General features: G+C 42.1%; 17 protein-coding genes and 1 pseudogene. 14 read left to right on the top strand and 4 right to left on the bottom strand.

Translation table 11 applies throughout. The annotated features are described in order from the left end of the window. Positions 1-216: 216 nt before the first annotated feature. The 13 genes from CIK94_RS13310 (at position 217) to CIK94_RS13250 (ending at position 11,994) form a co-directional block, all read left to right on the top strand. The gene (locus tag CIK94_RS13310) at positions 217-1,428 is read left to right on the top strand and encodes a tyrosine-type recombinase/integrase (RefSeq protein ID WP_158216584.1); all 1,212 of its coding nucleotides are present in this window, start codon (positions 217-219) and stop codon (positions 1,426-1,428) included. Between the two features lie 18 nt (positions 1,429-1,446). Then, positions 1,447-2,772 carry a site-specific integrase gene (locus tag CIK94_RS13305; RefSeq protein WP_094423318.1) on the top strand — a complete coding sequence of 442 codons (1,326 nt, stop codon included), beginning with the start codon at positions 1,447-1,449 and terminating at the stop codon, positions 2,770-2,772. A gap of 183 nt (positions 2,773-2,955) precedes the next feature. Beyond that, positions 2,956-3,945 (top strand): type IV toxin-antitoxin system AbiEi family antitoxin, encoded by a 990-nt coding sequence (locus CIK94_RS13300; protein WP_094423317.1) that lies wholly within the window; start codon positions 2,956-2,958, stop codon positions 3,943-3,945. Continuing rightward, positions 3,935-4,801, top strand: a complete 867-nt coding sequence (locus CIK94_RS13295) for a hypothetical protein (RefSeq protein WP_094423316.1) — start codon at positions 3,935-3,937, stop codon at positions 4,799-4,801. The genes CIK94_RS13300 and CIK94_RS13295 overlap by 11 nt, the downstream gene beginning before the upstream one ends. Then, positions 4,798-5,418, top strand: a complete 621-nt coding sequence (locus CIK94_RS13290) for a PP2C family serine/threonine-protein phosphatase (RefSeq protein WP_094423315.1) — start codon at positions 4,798-4,800, stop codon at positions 5,416-5,418. The genes CIK94_RS13295 and CIK94_RS13290 overlap by 4 nt, the downstream gene beginning before the upstream one ends. Further along, positions 5,415-6,254 (top strand): hypothetical protein, encoded by an 840-nt coding sequence (locus CIK94_RS13285; protein WP_094423314.1) that lies wholly within the window; start codon positions 5,415-5,417, stop codon positions 6,252-6,254. The genes CIK94_RS13290 and CIK94_RS13285 overlap by 4 nt, the downstream gene beginning before the upstream one ends. A 281-nt stretch (positions 6,255-6,535) precedes the next feature. Then, the gene (locus tag CIK94_RS13280; protein WP_094423313.1) at positions 6,536-6,910 is read left to right on the top strand and encodes an AlpA family transcriptional regulator; all 375 of its coding nucleotides are present in this window, start codon (positions 6,536-6,538) and stop codon (positions 6,908-6,910) included. A 103-nt stretch (positions 6,911-7,013) separates the two neighbouring features. Beyond that, complete coding sequence (locus CIK94_RS13275) at positions 7,014-7,316, top strand: helix-turn-helix domain-containing protein (protein WP_371591831.1); 303 nt, start codon at positions 7,014-7,016, stop codon at positions 7,314-7,316. Positions 7,317-7,422: 106 nt separating this feature from the next. Then, a complete protein-coding gene (locus CIK94_RS13270) occupies positions 7,423-8,325 on the top strand; it encodes a MarR family winged helix-turn-helix transcriptional regulator (RefSeq protein WP_094423312.1) in 903 nt (300 codons plus the stop codon). 395 nt (positions 8,326-8,720) lie between these two features. Beyond that, positions 8,721-9,185 carry a MobC family plasmid mobilization relaxosome protein gene (locus tag CIK94_RS13265; RefSeq protein ID WP_094423311.1) on the top strand — a complete coding sequence of 155 codons (465 nt, stop codon included), beginning with the start codon at positions 8,721-8,723 and terminating at the stop codon, positions 9,183-9,185. A 48-nt stretch (positions 9,186-9,233) separates the two neighbouring features. Next, positions 9,234-10,424 carry a relaxase/mobilization nuclease domain-containing protein gene (locus CIK94_RS13260; RefSeq protein WP_094423310.1) on the top strand — a complete coding sequence of 397 codons (1,191 nt, stop codon included), beginning with the start codon at positions 9,234-9,236 and terminating at the stop codon, positions 10,422-10,424. Between the two features lie 4 nt (positions 10,425-10,428). Further along, positions 10,429-11,298: a hypothetical protein gene (locus CIK94_RS13255; RefSeq protein ID WP_094423309.1), complete on the top strand. Its 870-nt coding sequence runs from the start codon at positions 10,429-10,431 to the stop codon at positions 11,296-11,298. A 42-nt stretch (positions 11,299-11,340) separates the two neighbouring features. Then, positions 11,341-11,994, top strand: a complete 654-nt coding sequence (locus CIK94_RS13250; RefSeq protein WP_158216583.1) for a ParA family protein — start codon at positions 11,341-11,343, stop codon at positions 11,992-11,994. Between the two features lie 687 nt (positions 11,995-12,681). Here CIK94_RS13250 and CIK94_RS14975 read toward each other — a convergent pair. From CIK94_RS14975 to CIK94_RS14220, 3 genes and pseudogenes are all read right to left on the bottom strand, one after another. Next, a pseudogene (locus tag CIK94_RS14975) lies at positions 12,682-13,308 on the bottom strand (vancomycin high temperature exclusion protein); the annotation flags it as partial. A gap of 31 nt (positions 13,309-13,339) precedes the next feature. Further along, positions 13,340-14,047, bottom strand: coding sequence for a hypothetical protein (locus tag CIK94_RS14225; RefSeq protein WP_144008415.1), 708 nt, complete (start codon positions 14,045-14,047; stop codon positions 13,340-13,342). 5 nt (positions 14,048-14,052) lie between these two features. Beyond that, positions 14,053-14,499 (bottom strand): hypothetical protein, encoded by a 447-nt coding sequence (locus tag CIK94_RS14220; RefSeq protein WP_144008414.1) that lies wholly within the window; start codon positions 14,497-14,499, stop codon positions 14,053-14,055. Between the two features lie 141 nt (positions 14,500-14,640). On the opposite strand from CIK94_RS14220, the gene CIK94_RS13235 reads away from it, so the two are divergent. Next, a complete protein-coding gene (locus CIK94_RS13235; RefSeq protein ID WP_094423321.1) occupies positions 14,641-15,546 on the top strand; it encodes an IS982 family transposase in 906 nt (301 codons plus the stop codon). A 582-nt stretch (positions 15,547-16,128) separates the two neighbouring features. On the opposite strand, the gene CIK94_RS13230 is transcribed toward CIK94_RS13235, so the two are convergent. Then, complete coding sequence (locus CIK94_RS13230) at positions 16,129-16,698, bottom strand: hypothetical protein (protein WP_173845724.1); 570 nt, start codon at positions 16,696-16,698, stop codon at positions 16,129-16,131. Positions 16,699-17,494: the final 796 nt, after the last annotated feature.

Here is a 17,494-nt window from a genome sequence, read left to right as displayed (position 1 = left end):
CTTCTCGGGGACGATTTTTGCTTTTTACTCTCACCACACATCGTAGCCAGAACGCCTCGTAAACGCCCGATAATGACGCCTGACCACGCCGATAAAATGGAAATAACGGTAGTTTTTCAGTGCCCTCATAATTCGGGGAGCGAGGGAAACGCGTATCTGTGTTTTCGTTTGCGTGACAAGAATCTCGATCTCAAAGTGAGAACGGACATCCTTGTCATGAGTGAGTTTTGGGATAACGACATCCCTGGTTATGGCAAGACAAGGAAACTGTCTTCTGCTGACAAGAAGAAGGTCAAGACTCTTGTCACCGACATCATTACCAAGTTATCAGATGAGTACGATGCCGAAACGGCAGATGCTGTTTGGGTACGAGAGGTTGTAAACCGCTGTATGTTCCCTAATATTGAGCAAAAGCGTTCCACTCCAACCTTCATTGATCGCTTTGAGCAATACCTCAATGAGCATAAGATGGCAGAAAACTCTTACAACATATATAAGCCTACCCTAAAAAAGTTGAAGAGGTATGAGGCTTACAAGAGGGAGATAGATGGCATTAAGGATTTCCACCTCTATGTTGAGACCATCACATCCGATGATTACCACGACTTCGAAGAGTACATACAAAGTGAGCACGAACTATTCAAAGAATATGCAGACTTCTATTCTCAGTTCGGTTTGAAAGGTGTCAGTGTTCCCAAGCCAATGGCAATAGTTAGCATAACCTTCATGATACGCCATCTAAGAACCATTCACCATTGGTGCATAAGGCAAGGCTATACCACGAACAAGTCCTGCGACCAGGTTTCCAATCCTGACCCAACACTCGGCACACCTATATATATTACGTTGGAAGAGCGAGACAAGATTTACAATGCAGACCTCAGCAAGCATTGCATGTCAATACAGATGGCACGTGACTTCTTCATGTTCCAGTCGCTTATAGGATGCAGAGTCGGTGACCTCCGCAAGCTGACATACGACAACATCCATGACGGAGTACTGACCTACATCCCCCATAAGACAATGGGCAGACAAGGAAACTCTGTAGATGTTCCTCTCAACTCCAAGGCAAAGGAGATTCTTGCAAGGAACTATTCTGACGGACACCTTCTCTTCCCAAAGCACGCAGTAACCACCAATACCGCTGCGTTGAATAAGGAGATTAAGAGACTATTCACCATCTGTGGTATAACAAGAGTGGTGACTGTCAGAAATCCTGTTACAGGAGCAGACGAGCAGAAGCCGATAAATGAGATTGCATCAAGCCACATGGCAAGACGCACCTTCATCGGTAACCTCTACAAGAAGGTCAAAGACCCAGAACTCATCTGTTCCATGACAGGACACACAAAGGGTAGTCGCTCCTTTACACGATATAGAGAGATAGATGAAGACATCAAGATAGAATTGGTAAACCTCATCAACTAACATAAAAGCAACAACACAATGAAGGTAACAGCATTTATCCGACAGGTTACGGTCAAGGGCACTCCCAACGAGACCGTACATATATACTTCCGTGTGCGTGATGGCAAGACTGACATCAAGGCTGCAAGCGAACTCTCCATCAATCCTAACCATTGGAATGCAGAGAAGCAAGGCTACAAGTCACGCGTATCACTCGTAAGCGAATCTGCCAAGGTTGACTTCGAGAAGAAGATAAGCGAACTGAAGACTCTTATCTCAGAGAAATACTACCGAGGTGCAGATGGCGAATGGTTGAAGACCCTCATTGAAGAGTATCACCATCCAGACATTAACAAGCGTGTAAGCAAGAACAAGGAGAACCTCTTGCAGAACCGCATCCGTCAGTATGCAGAGAACCGCCCACTTACCCCAAGAGCAAAGTTGCGCTTGCTGGGTATAGCCAAGAAGGTTGACCGCTACACTGAGTACATGAAGACAATCATGAAGCACAGGAACTTCGGACTCAACGTTGACACGATGACATCCGATGACTTGCGTTCGCTCCAGGCATTCATCTGTAAGGAGGTTGACTTCTACGATGAATATCCTGAGCTCTATACAGACATTGAAAAAGGCTATGCGCCACGCGAACAGTCAGAGAACAGTCTCAACACTATTTTCCGTCGCATACACACCGTCATCAACTACTGTCTGAAGAACAAACTCACCACCAACGATCCGTTTGCGACCTTCGAGACTCCAAAGGTAATATATGGACCTCCTTTCTATCTCAACCTCGAAGAGCGAGACAAAGTTTACCATGCAGACCTCAGTGACTGCTGTAGAGGAATGCAGGTGTATCGAGACATCTTCATGTTCCAATGTTTGATAGGTTGTCGTGCAGGCGACTTGCTCACTCTGCGTAAGGACAACATCGTTGACGGAGCAGTTGAATACATTGCAGAAAAGACAAAGGGACATAACCCTCGTACCATTCGTGTGCCACTCAACGACAAGGCAAAGGCAATCCTTGAAAAGTACAATGACCTTGGTGACCGCATCCTGCCAAAGTTCAATTACAGCGACTACAACAAGAATATCCGCAAGATTCTCAAGCATGTCGGCATCAACAGAAAGGTTGTTGTCATCAACCTCATGACAAGAGAGTCAGAGATGAAGCCTTTGTGCGATGTTGCAACAACCCATACTGCACGCAAGACCTTCATCGGTAACCTCTATAAGAAGGTGAAGGATCCAAGCCTTGTTGCCTCACTCTCTGGTCACACTGATGGAAGCCGTGCCTTCGCTCGCTACCGTGAGATCGACATGGAGATGAAGCGTGAGTTGGTGGAGATGATTGACTAATAGAACGTGTAAATTATCGGCAATAAACTCCAGAAATTGCCGATAATTTACATTTCAACTACTAAAGAAATATAAAAATGGACACAAATGCGTAAATATTATAGAAAAACCTTGGTTAATCAAATTTTGTTCAGTAATTTTGTGGCGTTCATCAATTTATGAACGCATACAAAACAGTGAACAATGTCATCAATTAAAGAAAAAGAACTAATAGATCAAGCGTGCAAAAACATCTCAGATAAGCTGGGTGGTTGTGATGTTTCAAGCATCATGTCACAGAATAGAATCCTTGATTCAACTATTTCCGTGGCAGATACCACTTTTGGCGTAATAGCAAAAAGTGTTGTCATGAGCTCAAACATGTCATTTACCATACAACAAGCCAAGGATGCACATGAAGCAACAAACCTACCAATTCTATTAGTGTTAGGTTATGTTCAGCCATCTATTATGCAAACCATGTATGATAACGGAATTAGTGTGATAGACTATGCTGGAAACTGCATGATTAAGCACGGACTTTTGTGTGTGAATGTCTCAGGTCAGAAGAATACATATAGGAATGATACTAAGAGCCACTCCCTATCAGAAGGTGCAATCAAACTTATATATCGCTTTCTGTCTGACAAATCCTTCATAGGCAAGGCATATCGAACCATTTCAAGTGAGACAGGTTTGTCTCTCGGCTCTATCAAGAATACTATTGAGGAACTGACCAACAGGCAATTTGTCATGCATACAGACAAAGGCAGGAAACTCATTAACGAAGACAAGTTGCTGGAACTCTTGGTTCAGGCATACAATCAGACAATCAGACCTAAGCTGATGCTCAGAAGAATGAGTTTCAGGACAGACGAGATGCGTGGTAACTGGCAGGAGATGAATCTGCCTGAGGGCATGTCATGGGGCGGAGATTGCGGTGCATACCTTACAGATGGTTATCTCGTTCCAGGTTCGTTCGATATATACACATCAAAACCAAGTGCAATGTTGATGACAACAGGTATGGTAATGCCAAATGAGAACGGAGAAATAACTCTATACCAGAAGTTCTGGAATGATGACGATGCCACCAAGGTTGCACCAAAGCTAATAATATATGCAGACCTCATGAATAGCGGTGACAGCCGCCAGATAGAGGCAGCACAAAGATTGATAAAGAATGGAATATAAGATAGACAAGGCGAAGTTTGCCAATGATCCTCTGTACGAGACATTAGGTGCTTTACAGAAATCATTGGAGCAACTGAATCTCCAGTTGTATGTTGTTGGAGCATGTGCAAGAGACATAGCTATAAAAGTTCTTAATGTACCAGCTTCGGCAAGACGTACCATTGATATTGACGTTGCCATCGCTCTTGACAATTGGAAAATGTTTGATAAGGTTTCGGAGTTGCTTCAAAAGAACAATTTCAAGAAGGATCCGTATGCCAAGCAGAAGTTCTATTACAAAGGTGAGGACGGCACGAATGACTATGAAGTTGATGTCGTTCCATTCGGACCTCTTGCCAACAACGAGGTTATAGGATGGCCTCCTGAAGGCAATCCAGAGATGTCGGTAAGATGTTTTGAGGATGTTATGAAGGATGCAGACACCATTATCGTGGACGGGAATGTACGGTTCTGCATAGCATCGCTAAGTGGTCAGTTCTTGATAAAGCTCGACGCATGGATAGACCGTCACTTGAAAACAGACAAGGATGCACGTGACATGTTCTATATCATAGACAACTTCTACTGGACTTCCATCGTTGACAAGTTCCCACCACCAGAGCAGGTGACAAATTCCGATGACCCTTCATTTGATGATTTCGTAGCAGGGGCGCAATGGATAGCATCAGAACTCCGTTCATTACTATCAGATGAACACCGCACGTACTATGTAGATTTCATCAACAGCGAGCTGTCATTAGAAGATAACAGCAAACTCGTTCAACATCTTGTTACAGCATCGAACAATAGTAAAGTGCGTAACTACTCAAACATAAGACTCGCATTACAGAACATCGTAAATATTCTTTCGGCATGACAACAGAACTATTCACAAAAGACTATGACAGCCAGAACGAGGACTACTGCAAGGTGGTAGAACTCGAAGGACGTACTCTTGTCATTATGGCTGATGGCATGGGAGGATTATCACTCGGTGCTGAAGCTGCAGAGTGTGTATGTGAGGGTATTGCCGAATACGTTTCCAAAAATCTTGAAGCAGACAACCTTTGGCAAGAGGCTTTCAAGTATGCAGACAACAAACTCCATGAATTGAGCCTTGCAAACCATAGCAATATGGGAGCAGTCGTAACGGCACTGATAATCACAGAAACATCATGTGAGGTTGCTTGGCAAGGTAATGTTCGCCTATATCTGTATAGAGACAATCAGCTACAGCAACTCACCACTGACCATGTGATGGATATAGGTTATGGGCAGAAGATGCTTACACGCTGTTTGAAAGGAGGAGGTTTGCGTGATGACGTTCCGACAAAGAACATACCATTGCAGACGGGTGATATTCTATTCTTGTGTACAGATGGATTCTATAATATCTATGAACAGGATTTGTCATCTGGCAATGCTAGTGTTCCAAAAGAAGACATTATGACTGATGATGCAACATGTCTGACCCTCAAAATCATTAGCACATGACAGAAGAAGAAATATACGAAGAACTCGAAATTACATACGGCAAGCCGCCCAGAACTACGTCGGAGAAAAACATGATATGGCTGAAGGGTGTACTGGAAGAGCATATCATTGAAGGCGAGTTCAATGAAGATGTTCCAAAGCCAAGTCTCGATGCACTTGCAATGACCCTCATCGCAATCACGACCTATGACATTCCAATGGAAGAGCTTGCAGCCAAGAAACCAGCAATAAGACGCACGCTACTCTGGTTCATCGTAAAGTGCCATAATCACTATGACGAGATAGATGAAATAATGCATCAACTCATGCATAAGTCATATAGGGGTCTCAAACTTTTCATGATTACCAGGATGCTGAAAATCTTCAAGTGGCTATCCATGCAGGAGATTCCGACAAAGTTGATTGAGGTGGTCTTGCATCCAGAACATTACGATGACATAAGTGAAGGTCTTCACCAGCTTATTAGTCCCAACAAGATTGAAAGTGCTGTACTATATATAATATGTGCAATAGAAGACGGACTCCTTCCTATGGATGTCAGCCGTTCGCTCATGATAAAGGAGTTTGAACTTACTCCGAACAAGAGCGCCTACCATCGCTACTTCTCCAAATACTTCACCTATGCGGCAGATTTGAACGCCCAAGAAAAGAAATGGCTCGAAACACAAAAGGAGAAGCGGAAAATTACACTGCGTGCCACCATCGGCTATACAAGAAAAGATGACGGAAGCATCAAGTTCCTTGGTCGCACACTTACCGCACGTAATGCACTGCTTTATCTCATAGCAAAACTACGCCGATTCCTCGATCTTAAGCGACTCATAAAGGAATCATAAAAATACATCGTCCTCAGCAAAAAATCCACAATCGGACACTTGCTGAGGACGATTTTCTTTGCTTTTTGTGTAAAATAATGTTAAGCCAGTGGACTACAGTGGACAGTCCAAATCTGTCCTTTATAGGTATAATTATCAGTCAATTAAAAAGTATTACCTTTGAACCGCCATTCAGAATCTCAGCTGAATTGGCGGTGTTTCTTTTTCCTGAAGCTGTCGGATTTAGAGCACCCTGAGAAGTTAGTGAGACAGCGCAGTGTTTTACCTCTAATATACCATATATGGAGTTAAACGAAATCATCAAGTCTGGCAACAACGTCATGCTCGTTGTCTCTTCCAACGATCTCCTGCGCTTTGCAGATACCATTGTCCAAAGAGCACTGGAGAATCACGCCAATGAGGAAACTCAGCAGCGTAAGGAAGACGAAGCCGAAGAAAAGTTCCTTACTCGAAAAGAAGTGAAAAGTATTTTCGACGTATGTGACAGCACCCTTTGGTCTTGGCATAAGCATGGACTTCTTTGCCATCGCAAATTTGGCAGAAAATGTGTCTATGCTCTCTCTGACATCCGTCGTTTCATGAACGACCATGTAGAGAAAGACACCGCAGCCGGCTATGTCAAGTGGCACGAGGTCAAGGCAAACATGCCAGAGTAGCGACATACAGCGGTGGGTGGGTAGGACTATTTACATGCGTTCTTGTCTGGTCAACATGAACGCCAACACGAATGCCATCTGACCAATGGCGATAACAGCAGATATGATGTATTCTATCAGCAATATCGAGAAGACCGAGAACCTGATCATTCAGGTCTCACAGTTGAAGCATCGTGTCGAGAATCTGGAGAATGTTCTTCGCAACGGCAAGGATGTACTCACTCTCGAAGAGGCTTCGCTCTATACAGGAATTTCTCGCAGCACTCTGTACAAGTTAACAAGCGCACACGAGATTCCATATTACAAGCCCCATGGCAAACTCATACTTTTTGAGCGCAAGGAACTCCTCGCTTGGGTTCGTGCCAACCGTATCGCAGCAAAGGATGAGGACGAAGACGGGGCGTAAGTGGGATAACAGAATTGATTTCCTTGCAAAAATGCTACTGCCAGAATCGGGATAACAGAACATCACCATAGGCAGTAGCACAACGAGAACGTAAAACATCCAAAGTATGGCAAACAAAAATGATAATACACTTCACTTCGGGAAAGTTCGTGTCGAGCTCTCTCCAGAGGCTTGTGAATACCTTGGTGGGATAACAAATGGAGTAACAATCTGGAATATCTATTCGGAATTACTGAATCAGTTATCCCAAACCAATGGTACTATCGTCAAGCGAGGCATTCAGATCACCCTGTCACAGGGAGAACTGGATTGCTCGGTCAACTCTCTCTGTAAGCGACTCGGCATAGGACCGAAACCAATGACCAAGGTACTGGACAGATTTGTTGAACTCGGTCTTATCCGTCGCACTCCATCCAAACTGGCATCCATAGCAGATATGGTATCTGTTGTTGGATGGACTGATGAAGATGGCTATCATGAGTTATGCCATTCTGGAGAACAAAAGGCTGACGCATTACAGAGTCATACGGATGCTGTTGAAGACAATCCTTCTCCCTCTGGTCAAAATCCTGATAGCACACCCATTGAGCAACCTGACAAGCAGATATTGCCCAATGAGTGTTCCAACCAGGATGCAGACGAGCAGCATATCAAAGTTGACGATGCTGAGCAGTTCCAATCTGCCAACCTTCAGCAGTCTGACGAGCATACACCTGATGATTCACCAGACGAGGCAGATAATCCTTCGGAGTCTATCGACACTCAGAAACCTGGCACATCTTCTAATATAGATACGCACGAAACTTCTGATGAAGATCCGTCCGTTTCTGAAGACTTGCAAGAGCAAGGAGATTCGTCACCGACAGAGGCAACACCACTGTCTATGACAGACATCGTAAACCAGATGACTGGAGCCAACCTCGGCTTTGTAATTCCTTCGGTTATCACATCTCCACCTGTAAAGCAAAAGCCTCACGGCAAGCGTTCAAAAGTCGAAAAACAAGGCTGAAAGCCATGCCGTAAACGGGTAAAAAATAGGTAGGTGATTTTTCAAAGCAAGTTAGTGTTTTGAGTACTCAAAACCTACTCATTCTTCACCACCTCTGGCGGTTCGATGAGTCTGACAGCAACGGTCTTACGACCTGCCGAATGACGCTACGCTGCTTCCTATAAGTATTGGATGTGACTTCAAGATCCATCGCTATGCTACTGGAACTTTCATTCACTCCCAGTACTCGGAAGCCAGAGTTGAAAAATCACCTGTAAGCCTTGGTTAATGCATCCTGCGGTATTCCATCCTTAGATGATGCCAGAGGACTTTACACCGATGCCGGAGAGTTATTCATTTGGAGGCTACTTCGTAGAACCTATGGAAGAATTGGCTATGCCATTCAGCCGAAGGATATGGCAGAGCACACGCCACCAATCTGTCTAATGCTGACAGAACACTGGCTTTATGTTAAACTACAATTTTTCAAGAATATGTCAAAACAAAATAGAATAGATACACAGAAGAAAGGCGGTCGCCCTAAACTTGAATCCTATAAGAAACGTCGCCACCAGTTCAAGGTTTCATACAATGACACTGAGTTGGAGAAGATGGAAATGGAAGCGAAGAAGCATAAGAGATCTACCAAAAAGTGGATGCACGATGCACCATTGCAATCAGAAGACCCAATTTATACGGATGAAGAACAGACTGACTATGTACGTAAGTTAGCTGGCATGGCAAACAACGTAAACCAGATTGCTCACCAAGCAAATCTAGGAGGTCTGTATTCCCTAGAAGCTAAGTGCATGGAAGTACTGAATCTGATCATCACTTTGATAACCCGAATCTTCAAAGGTGGTGACCTGTCCAAAGCCTGATGGGAGAACTATTTGGAATAACAAATCAGCAAAACAAATGGGATAACAATGATTGCAAAGATTGTTAAGGGACAGAACTTCAAAGGTGCTATTGATTACATCACTGACATCTACGGCAAGGACAAGCAAAAGAAGGGTGCGCGTCTGATCTATCATTCTTCGGGAATACCGCCCAATGCGGATAACAGAATGATGGCTATGCTTATGGATTCGTATGCCCGAAAGGGAGATCATAATCTTGGGGAGCCAGTACGACACTTCATCCTGTCTTTTAGCAGATGGGACAGTCCAAAACTGACAGACGAACTGATGACCAGGATATGGCTTGAGTTCTTAACCCGAATGGGCTACAAGGACACAGAGAATATCCTTGCTCGTCATAAGTCAGCAAAGAATCCTCACATGCACGGCTTAACCACTCGTGTTGATTCTAAAGGCAACGTAGTTAGCGACTCTTTTGAAGAAGGACGTGCAGCTCGTGTAGCACTCGAACTTACTCAGAAATATGGTCTTCACATATCGTCAGGAAAGGTAGATGTCAGTCGTGACAGGCTTCGTGGTAAGGATAAGGCAAAGTACAAAATCTATGATGCCATCTGTGCTGCAAAGGAGAAGACTGAAACCTGGAAAGGCTTTGAGGATGAACTTGCAAAGGATGACATCAAGATGAAACTCCATGTCAACAATGTGACCGGAAAGATTCTCGGTGTTTCGTTCAGCACAGAAGGATTCAGTTTCAGCGGAAGGCAGATTGACAAGTCTATGACTCTGGCAAAACTCTCTGAGAAGTACGGCGATTTTATTGAGATCGTTCATGAAAACGTCCGTGAGCACTACGAGGAGAAGCGTGAAGCCTACCTGCATCGCTTGCCTATGAGCGAGTATTTCACTGCTCTTCGCACCACTAAGACGTTCGATGACATTTATCCTAATGGAGTGCCAAAACTCAAATTGCCTAGTGTCAGAACGGCTATCGGTGATTCAATGTACGACAAGTTGGTTGACCAGGGCGACCTCATTCCATCCAAGGATGGCAATTCTGACTTCGTGCCTCTGGCAGTTCTGCTATTCGTCATTCTCACCCCATATCAGCCTCAGTTGTCTGTTGGCGGTGGAGGTGGCGGACAGTCAAGTGGTTGGGGCAAGAAGGATGATGACGATGAACGCTGGAAGTTTAAGTTCAATATGAGCGTTCTACATTCCAAGTCAAAGAAACCACAATATAAACCTAAGCGATAAAATTATGGCTAAGAAAAAAGACCAGGAACCACAATCTGAGGGTGCTGTTATCATCGAACAGGTTGGTCAGATCAACCAGACGATTCAGGCGCAAGGCAGTAGTAATCGCACCCGACACAATGCCGTTATGAACGGTCTTGCCTCGTTAGGACTGTATTTTGGCATGACCATCAAGGATGATGGCACTGTAGATGAATACAACAAAGATGCGCTGAAGGTAACTTTCAATCAAGAAGGTTATAAGACTATGGCAGAATCCATTCTTGCCAGAATGCCAAAGCCTGCGCCTCCAAAGGTAGTTCCTGCGACCGTTGACGATAGCGTCCATTACAAGAACAATGACTATCTAATGGAACATCTGCTTATTCGTTGGATGAACTGGAAAGGTAATCGCCACAAAGAGGAGAAGGAAGAAATTCTTGCTACCGTCAAGGAACACATAAGGACAGTTATTCTCGAACACTACGAGCAGGAAGCCAAGAAGAAAAAAAGAAAGTCTTCATGGCGTAAGACTAAGCGCAGATTCGTGAAGTTCTACAGTGGATATGCCTCAGACAAGATCAAACACATGATAGCCTTTACAGTTGCCATCATGGGTGTTGTTTTCGGTGTTGCTGCTTATGTCGCAGTGGATGCGTATAAGGCTAAACTCGATGATGAGTTTTTCGAGTACAGAACCATTCGTCCTTTCCTCGTTGCTGACAAGGATTACTTTACGACCATTGAGAACTTGAAGGAACTCATTCGTCGGGAGGACAAGCAGCACCTTCGTAACGCTTACGATTCCGTTGCCTTCGAGAAGTACATGAAGAAGGAATGGGAGAAGCGTCAGCATCAGGAGGCAGAAAAGAAGAGATTAGAGAATCAGAAGTGATCGTTATATCTTTATTATTAACAATTTAACAACTTTATGACAATGCAAAACAAAATCATTGTAACGGTTGGACTTAAGGGTGGCGGAGGTAAAAGTACCGTGTGTGCTAACCTCGCTATGCACCTTGTTGACAAGGGCATCCCTGTTATAGTCTATGATGCGGACATCCAGCAGACGCTTGTCCGTCATCGTCAGCGTGAACTGGCAGAGCATCAAGATGCAGAACTGCCATATCAGTTATTGCCTTTCAGCACCGCCAATGCTGACGAGGTGAAGTCAAACATGCAGAAGCTAAAGGAGGTTCCGGCAGTTATCCTCATTGATTGCCCTGGCAACATCAATGACGCTTGCCTTCAGCACATCTACGCTGCTGCTGATTTAGCCGTGGTACCAACTCGCTATGACTTCGACAATCTCGACACGACAATTCTCTTTGCTGATCTGTTCGTTCAGATTAGCAAGGCAAAGATGCTGTTCATTCCTAACTGTATCAGCGAGATTGAGTTGCGACGCCCTGAGATTCAGGATGCTCGCAACAAAGCCAAGGATTTACTTGAAGTTTATGGAGATATTACACCTCGTATCAAGCAATGCGTTACTGTGAAGTGCTACAGTACCATCTTCCCACATGACAAGTATCAGCGCAATGCGGTGAAGTTTGCGTTTGAGAAGATTGTTGACGAGATTCAGATGTAATCAGTAGTCTTTTGACAAGGCTTTATCTGTTATCAAATTGACGCACCATCCTTATTGGGTGATGCGTCTTTTTTAATGCTAGTCATCAATAATATTGAATGTCGGTATGACTATTGTATCGCGAATTTCAGCTATTCTCTCTTCTTTAATTTCGTCATAACCTTCATAGTAATGATGTATGAGAACAGTTCCTTTTTTCTTGCCAGGTTCTGCTACTTCTACACCCGAATGCCTGAACCATTCAGGAGTATCGAGGTAATCACCTTCAACAAGGTATCTCCACTCGTTTTTAACCAAAGAGAATATGCGATAGTAACGCCATTGACTCATTGTCCATGTATGGATGTAGCCGACCTCACAAGTGCCGTTTCCGTCAAGATCTCCTTCATTCACCAATTTAGGAGGAGCAGCATCACAACCATAAAGTTCAATCTTCGGTATGTTTTTGTTGTTTGACGAAAGGTAGTAAATATACATTTGCTCCATGTCGTCATTCTGAATATTATATTTGGGATTCTCAACCATTTCAACATACAATGTATCGATACCCTTTCCTGTGAAATTACCAACAATGGTATCTTGTTCATTATGTGCATCAATTGTGTTTATATCTCGCCAGAATGTATCACTATTGAATCTCGATTCAATGATTTGATTTCCTAGAGGTTCACCATCTTCAAGACTTATTGGTTGCTTGTCTGTCCAAATATCCAAAAACATCTTGACCCTTGCAAAGTATTCTCTAATGTATGTCATCATTGACATGGCAGATGTTGGTTCTTTTGCGTTATATGCTTGAAGTTCTTCAATATCTAGTCCTAGGTGCTCAGCAAGATATAGAGCGCGTTCGTTATGGAAGCGCTGTGATATGATTGTAAAGATTCTGACTCCAAATACTTTATTCGCGCGAACAACTGAATCCAAGGTGCGAAATCCTTTTCCGTCAAGAAAGATTACATTATCAGGAATACCACAAGCCACCAACGAATCTTTCATACATTCAGGTTCGTTAATACCATCAAGGCTATTCTCATCACCACTGATAAGAATATACTTTATTTTTCCTGCATTGTACAGTTCTTCTGCTGCATCAATACGATACTTGAAGAACATATTCATGCGTCCACCAACACGTGTTTGGGGAGTGGTACCAAGAAGTAGTCCAACTTCTGTAGGCTGTATTGAATCAACGTCAAAATATAATCTTCCATTACTATTGTTGCTTACAATACAATTACAGAAAACCAATGTTATGATGATTATTGATATTCCAGTTACAACTATATACGTTAAGGTTCTTACTTTAATTTTCATATCGTACTGGCAAGTAGCTTAATGCGCTTTATTATTTAACAATTATCACGGTTCCTCCCTCATCAGAATGCACTCTTCGCAATCGAATGTAAGGATAATTTTTGGGGGACTTGATAGAATCATTAAGTTCAGGCCACCACAAATAATTATTTGGTTCATCTAACATTTCTTTTCCATGATAATTACTAATGGCTTTAATGACTTTGTGCATCTGCTTGGCGTCTGGTTGAACCGATGACATAAGCATAAAGCCTTTTTCTTTCATGTGATAATTCAAGTGGAAAGTTGTCTCATATATTGTTATATTCTGAGTCAAACTATCATAAATCAGATTATCATCCTCAGAACAAATCCTTGCGAATTGTTGAGATAAATCATTCATGTTATAACATATTTCATGTCCAAGAAATATAATACTATGCGATTCATTAGGTTTGAGTTTTCTTTTAGGATAACCACAATCCATACATATCCTGTTTCCTTTAGTAGAATCAACACAGCAACCGCCTAAAGAAATATATCCTTTCTGCTTGAGCCTAATTGCATCCTCTGCTGGTAAACCATATACCACATACAAATATCGTCCATTACACCGAGGACAAACTGATGGCTCCATGTGTTTGTGTTTTAAAATTGCATAATCTAATATACCGAACGGATTCATAACCGTAATAACGCATCCTCCTGTTGTGATGAACAAACAGGATAACAACAATAAAATTTTTGCTCTACGTGACATATTTCTTAGAATGGACATTCACCAATATGTTGCTCTGCTGTTGAATTTATGGGTTGTAATTCTAATGAATCAATAAGGGATTGAAGTTGTGGGCAACTTTCAACCAACTGCTTTAAATCTTCTTCACTGGTGTAGGGTGCTAATCTTCTAATGTCTTCTTCACTAGAAAAAGGACCTAATCTTGTTGAAATATTATTATCTTCCGGATGAATACCATTCTCGTTGGTAGATTTCTCTTCTTTTGACTCTTCAAGATACATGGGAATGTCGTACATCTTGTCAAAATGCCATGGTTTACGCCTTGGTGCCGTAAAAGGTTGTCCTGCACTATATGCGTATTCATAGAATTCTGAATTTAAGAGGCAATATTTCCTATATTGACTTGGAAATTTTTCCAGAATGACATCAACAAAGGATTCTTGATTTTCTGGACAATCATTTTCTGTTGTCAATACAGAGAGTGTAACGCTTTGATTATCAGTAGTTATTAACGTGAGTTCGACGAAATATAAGTGCTTGAAAATTTGGTGATTAGCGAAAATTGTTGTAACTTTATAGTGTTGAAATACAAAGAATTACAAACAATAATCGCTATGATCACCGAGGACAAAGTTACAGAATTATTTTGTATTGCAGATGATTTTTGCAAGTTTTTTGATGCCATTATGGAAAAATATACGCTGAAAGCAGATAAGAAACGGAAATATCACCGCAAGTCAACCATGTCAAAGGCAGAAATTATGGTAATCATGATACTGTTTCATGATTCAGGCTACCGTTGCCTGAAACATTTCTATATAGAAAAGGTATGCAGACATATGCGTCACCTCTTCCCGAAAGTTGTCTCATACAACCGATTCGTGGAACTTGAAAAGGAAGTAGCCATCCCTTTGGCTCTATTCATCAAGAAGGTGCTGCTCGGAAAATGTACTGGCATAAGTTTCGTGGACAGCACTCCCCTTAGAGTATGCAGGAACCAGAGGATACATATCCACAAGGTATTCAAGGGCATTGCGCAAAGAGGCAAGTGCTCCATGGGATGGTCCTTTGGCTTTAAGCTGCATCTGATATGTAACGAGAGGGGTGAGTTGCTGAACTTTATGATAACCCCGGGAGATGTGGATGACAGGAAACCATTGGAATACAAAGCCTTCGTAGAATTCATATATGGCAAGCTGGTCGGAGATAAAGGGTATATCAGCAAGAACCTTTTCCAACGCCTGTTCGTGGATGGCATACAGCTTGTCACCAAACTTAAAAACAACATGAAAGGTGCCTTGATGAGCGTGTCTGACAAGCTGCTGCTTAGGAAACGAGCAATAATAGAAACGGTAAATGACGAGTTGAAGAATATTGCACAAGTGGAACATTCAAGACACAGGTGCTTTGACAATTTCATCGTGAACCTGTTGGGAGCTATCGCCGCTTATTGTATGTTTCCCAAAAAGCCGTGTATCAATGTACAACGTACATTAGACACACAGCTGAGTCTATTTTGAATTCATCGAACTCACGTTTATTACATAACTTGAACGACATTTGAGCCGTAGGACATACATAGAGTATAATCCTCTTAAATTACTGAAAATCAATGGTCTTGTCACTCTTCTCGTTTCTTGTCTTACATTGGGGATGTGGCCCCTGATTAACATTCTCTACTTTCCCACGCAGATTTTCGCTATATCTGATTATCAACGTTTTACAAATATAAGAATGATAATTGAGCCGTCATCCGTTTGAGAATAACATAGTCTGATTATCAGCTAATTGTGAATATTATGTTTTCTGTTCTTTTCATTTTATGCCTTATTTTACGGGATTAAAGAATTAACATATTTAACAATAAATGACACAGCTTTGCTATGTGCTCATATCAAAATGAAGTGTAGTCTCGTTTTGCTGTGTCATATCCAGCATTTGAGAGATGGGCACTTCAATTGATGCATGTTACATCTGGTGTAGGTGCTCGCAATGCCTTTGTTTGACGAGTAACTGCCCCTTATGACTCCTGCTAAACTCATCCCTCATTTGTGCTGAGGATTCATATTGAATGTCCATTCTATTCTTCATGTTGTTTCTTTTTATGCTAATAGCTTTACTTGTAGATACCTTTCAAGAATAGAATGTACACGCAGCTGTTGAGCATAGTCCATCAGTTTACTAATATTACGCTCATGTCTCATAAGATAATTATTCATCACCTCTGAGCAGACATCCAGTCCCACTTTGTTACGGAATTTAATTGCATCGCAAACGCAACGCTCGATGTCGTATATACGAATATTATATCCGTCGATGCTCTTCCTTATTGCCCCTAATTCAAGGATAGATGCAGTATAGTGATGCAACTTCACCTGAGGATATTCTGGGACTATTATCTTCCGGTCTCTTTTTATTGCTACATGAAATGCTTGTGGCAAGGTTGTCGTAAGACCATAGATGTTCCATGCAGACCATAGGCAGAGGATGCCTTCTGGAACAACAGCTTCTATGTCAATCATGCAAGCAGAGAGCTGGTCAGCATGAGCATATACACCTCGACGAATTTGTATGAGTTCACCTTGGCGTACACTTTCAAGCATCTTGTAGTAAGCGGTTCTGCCTTGGCTTTTAATTCTTCCCGATGATATGTAAGAGTTTCTATTTTTCATATTTCTTGTTGCAACAATGGTACAAAATTACCACAATTATTTTTATTTGTGGCACTTTTGTACTGATTTCATTCAAAGCCATCAATAAATTAACATTCTTTCGGCAAAGAGAAAGAAATATCAAGTCGTTTCCTGATTATAAGTTCTACAAACAAGTTTATTTCGTCATATACATATATATGGTTTTCATAAACCTGTAAACTCATTCTTACTTCTCTTCCTATACTTTTTCAGGTCTGACATCTGAGTTTGGGAAACATGTATATATACATGGGTAATCATAAACTTAAACTCATCTTCCACGAGCAGAACCGAATGGCTGCTTTGGAAGGAAGGTCAGCCCTTCTTTTTCTCCTTGCTGAATTTCTTCTTTCTACCGCTTCTGCGAATCATTGCGAGAACCATTTAGCCTTTACTCTCGACATCCTAATCCTCAGATGTGCCTTCTTTGTGTCTGCTGCCTTTTACGCTTCGTCGTGTCCTTCGTTTTGCAAGCCACTACATTTCATTCATGTCGTCATGCTTCCCTGCCATACTTCTACAGCTATGGACATTGTGTTGTAGTTTGCTTGCTTTCTCTGATATTGAATGCTACTTCCTTAATTTCACACCGTTTACTCGATTTTCTACACTTTTCGCCACTTCTTATTTTGGACGAAGCAGACACAATGACTATTCCTAAAATTAGTTGACAGAATTGGATGCGATTAACTAATTAGGTTTACTACTTTTATTCAGTTCTCTGTTTTACTTTACAAGTTCTGTTAGTTGAACTGATTTGTTTTACAAGATTTCA

The organism is Prevotella sp. P4-51 (assembly GCF_002251455.1).
Taxonomy (GTDB): Bacteria; Bacteroidota; Bacteroidia; order Bacteroidales; family Bacteroidaceae; genus Prevotella.
The sequence above is the reverse complement of the archived record's forward strand: the minus strand, read 5'-3'. Positions and strand labels throughout refer to the sequence as shown.